Origin of the sequence: Hymenobacter sp. YC55 (assembly GCF_029433095.1) — a bacterium.
GTDB lineage: Bacteria > Bacteroidota > Bacteroidia > Cytophagales > Hymenobacteraceae > Hymenobacter.
Genome location: NZ_JARNTX010000016.1, coordinates 1,645 through 4,543 on the forward strand (window position 1 = coordinate 1,645; position 2,899 = coordinate 4,543).

Annotated in this window: 1 rRNA gene; it reads left to right on the forward strand. The window is 53.6% G+C overall.

Going from position 1 to position 2,899, the window contains the following annotated elements:
- Position 1: 1 nt before the first annotated feature.
- Positions 2-2,895 (forward strand): 23S ribosomal RNA (locus tag P1X16_RS31280).
- The last annotated feature ends 4 nt before the right edge of the window (positions 2,896-2,899 follow it).

Sequence of the window (2,899 nt, forward strand, 5' to 3'; positions counted from 1 at the left end):
AAGAAGGGCACACGGGGGATGCCTAGGCTCTCAGAGGCGACGAAGGACGTGATAAGCTGCGATAAGATCAGGGAAGGGGCACATACCCGGTGATCCTGATATTTCCGAATGGGGCAACCCCTCTAAGTGAAGCTTAGAGATCTATACTCTTTGTAGTATAGAAGCAAACGCGGGGAACTGAAACATCTAAGTACCCGCAGGAACAGAAAATAACAATGATTCCCCAAGTAGTGGCGAGCGAACGGGGACAAGCCCAAACCGGGTTGGTTACGGCCAGCGCGGGGTTGTAGGACTGCAACATCTGATTGAGTACTTTTAGCTGAATGACGTGGGAAAGTCAACCAGAGACGGTGAGAGTCCGGTAAGCGAACTAAGTATTCACGGTAGCAGACTCCTGAGTAAGGCGGGACCAGCGAAATCCCGTCTGAATCCGGCGGTACCATCCGCCAAGGCTACATACTCCTGAGAGACCGATAGTGAACTAGTACCGTGAGGGAAAGGTGAAAAGAACCGGGAATACCGGAGTGAAAAGAACCTGAAACCGTGTGCTTACAAGCGGTCGGAGGCCTCTAGTGGGCTGACGGCGTGCCTTTTGCATAATGAGCCTACGAGTTACTCTTCTCGGGCAAGGTTAAATGACTCAAGTCATGGAGCCGCAGCGAAAGCGAGTCTGAACAGGGCGCAGAGTCCGAGGAGGTAGACGCGAAACTTTGTGATCTACCCATGAGCAGGCTGAAGGTTGGGTAACACCACCTGGAGGGCCGAACCAGTTTCCGTTGAAAAGGATTTGGATGACTTGTGGGTAGGGGTGAAAGGCCAATCAAACTGAGAAATAGCTCGTACTCCCCGAAATGTATTTAGGTACAGCGTCGGCGTTGAGTTACGTGGAGGTAGAGCTACCAATAGGACTAGGGGGTGTCATAGCCTACCGAATCCTGATGAACTCCGAATGCCACGTAATATAGCCGGCAGTGAGGCTTGGGGTGCTAAGGTCCCAGGCCGAGAGGGAAAGAACCCAGACCATCCGCTAAGGTCCCTAAATCCGGACTAAGTTGAACAAAGGAGGTCCACTTGCTTTGACAGCCAGGAGGTTGGCTTGGAAGCAGCCATTCCTTTAAAGAGTGCGTAACAGCTCACTGGTCGAGCGAGAGGGCATCGATAATACGCGGGCATCAAGTCCGGTACCGAAGCGATGGATTTGTCTTATAGACAAGTGGTAGGGGAGCATTCTCGTCAGCGGTGAAGGTGCACTGTCAGGTGTGCTGGAGCGGCGAGAAAAGCAAATGTAGGCATGAGTAACGATAAGGCGGGTGAGAAACCCGCCCCCCGATAGACTAAGGTTTCCTGCTCAACGCTAATCGGAGCAGGGTTAGTCGGGACCTAAGGCTAAGCCGAGAGGCTACGTCGATGGACAGCTGGTTGATATTCCAGCACTTATTCTTTGGAGTGATGCAGTGACGCAGTAGTGAAAGTACCGCGAGCGGACGGAAGTGCTCGTTAAAGGGCGTAGGTATAGAGTTGGTAGTTAAGTACGCCGACTTTGCTGAAACCTGATAGTACCTGGCGGCTTCGGCCAACGGGATAGTGTACCTAATCAGACTGTCAAGAAAACCTGCTAAGCGTTTACTGAAGAATAACCCGTACCGCAAACCGACACAGGTAGTCAAGGAGAGCATCCTGAGGGGCTCGAGTGAATCACCGCTAAGGAACTCGGCAAAATGGTCCTGTAACTTCGGGAGAAGGGACGCTTCCTTGTAGCAATACAAGAAGCCGCAGTGAAAAGGCCCAGGCGACTGTTTAACAAAAACACATGACTTTGCGAACGCGCAAGCGGAAGTATAAGGTCTGACACCTGCCCGGTGCCGGAAGGTTAAGAGGGGAACTTAGTCGCAAGGCGAAGGTTTGAATCGAAGCCCCGGTAAACGGCGGCCGTAACTATAACGGTCCTAAGGTAGCGAAATTCCTTGTCGGGTAAGTTCCGACCTGCACGAATGGTGTAACGATCTGGGCGCTGTCTCAGCGGTGAGCTCGGTGAAATTGTAGTCTCGGTGAAGATGCCGAGTACCCGCCACGGGACGGAAAGACCCCGTGCACCTTTACTATAGGTTGACATTGACGCTGGGTAACACATGTGTAGCATAGGTGGGAGACGTTGAGCCAGGGGCGCCAGCCTTTGGGGAGTCGCCGTTGAAATACCACCCTTGTGTTGCTTGGTGCCTAATCTGGAAACGGAAACAGTGTCTGCTGGGTAGTTTGACTGGGGTGGTCGCCTCCAAAAGCGTATCGGAGGCTTTCAAAGGTCCGCTCAGTCCGCTTGGTAACCGGACGTAGAGCGCAATAGCAGAAGCGGGCTTGACTGTGAGGCCAACAAGCCGAGCAGGGTCGAAAGACGGATATAGTGATCCGGTGGTTCCGCATGGAAGGGCCATCGCTCAAAGGATAAAAGGTACGCCGGGGATAACAGGCTGATCTCCCCCAAGAGCTCATATCGACGGGGAGGTTTGGCACCTCGATGTCGGCTCGTCACGTCCTGGGGCTGGAGAAGGTCCCAAGGGTTCGGCTGTTCGCCGATTAAAGTGGCACGCGAGCTGGGTTCAGAACGTCGTGAGACAGTTCGGTCCCTATCTGTGGTGGGCGTTGGAGATTTGACAGGACCTGACTTTAGTACGAGAGGACCGAGTTGGACGAGCCGCTCGTGTACCGGTTGTGGCGCCAGCTGCAGCGCCGGGTAGCGACGCTCGGATGAGATAAGCGCTGAAAGCATCTAAGTGCGAAACTCACCTGAAGATGAGATCTCCGATATAGGAAGGCTCGTGGGAGATGACCACGTTGATAGGCGGGAAGTGTAGAGGCCGGAATGCCACAGCTGACCCGTACTAATGAGCCGAACGCTTCGCTA